At 71.7% G+C, this 976-nt stretch carries 2 pseudogenes; both read right to left on the bottom strand.

Annotated elements, in window-relative coordinates:
* A pseudogene (locus D7X74_RS42110) lies at window positions 1-301 on the bottom strand (hypothetical protein); the annotation flags it as partial.
* A gap of 426 nt (window positions 302-727) precedes the next feature.
* A pseudogene (locus D7X74_RS43475) lies at window positions 728-976 on the bottom strand (hypothetical protein); the annotation flags it as partial.

Here is a 976-nt window from a genome sequence, read left to right as displayed (position 1 = left end):
GGGTGGCTTCGGCTGGAGCGGCCGGTGCCTGGGGGCGGGCGGAGGTGGGGGCCGTCGTGGCACCTGACTCCTGGGCCTGGGCGGAGACGGGCTTCGCCTCGGCGGCGGGAGCCTGCGTGGGGACCGCGGGCGTCTTCGCCTCGGCAGTCGGTGTGGCCGCCCGGGCACCTGCCTCACCCGAGGCCGGGCGGGTGACGCTCCCCTTCGCCGGGGCCGTCCCCTGCCCCCAGGCGGACGTCGACGCCGTGCCGAACAACACCACCGCCGACACAGCGAGCTGGAACCTGCGCGTGCGAACCATGTCCCTCTCCCGTCCTTGCCCCCGGCGGGCGAGGATTTCTACTGCCTGCGAGCCACGGTCCCTGACGGATCCGCGACCCCACCGTCCGTCAGCCGACCTTGCGATCGACGAAGGGGGATCCCCATGCCCGACCTGATGCGGGGGATGGCCCCACCGTAGCCCAGGTTGCGCCGGTCCAGATCATCCAGCCGCATGTCCACCCGTCACGCCCGGCTTCCACAAGGACCGCGGGATGTGCGTCGGACGTGTCCGGCAAGCCGCCCAGGCTCACGCGGTGGGGTTGCTCGCCAGTGGCCACGTGCGGCGCGCGGGACATGCGCACGGCGACACCACAGCCGGGGTGGGGAGCTTCGGACACGCCCGGCAGGCCCTTCCGGGGTGGCCCTTCAAGGCCAACCCCGGCGCCGCCGGGCGCCTCCGCCCTTCCTAAGTAGGTCGCCAGAAGTTCTCTAACAAATCGCGTAGCCAGAAGCCCTCGGCGAGGCAGCCCGCCTTGCGGAGGGCGTCCTGGGCAGAAAGGCCCAGCACCCAGCGGATGGCGGCGCCGGCGTGCTGCTCGACCGTGGGGTACTGACGGTTGGCGGAAACGCGTTGCTTCAGGGGGCGCCACAGATGATCCATGCAGTTGAGTTCTGAGCGCTGCTTGGGCAACAGCAGCAGGTGGATTCCGAGGCG

It is taken from the genome of Corallococcus sp. CA047B, assembly GCF_003612065.1.
GTDB lineage: Bacteria > Myxococcota > Myxococcia > Myxococcales > Myxococcaceae > Corallococcus > Corallococcus praedator.
The sequence above is the reverse complement of the archived record's forward strand: the minus strand, read 5'-3'. Positions and strand labels throughout refer to the sequence as shown.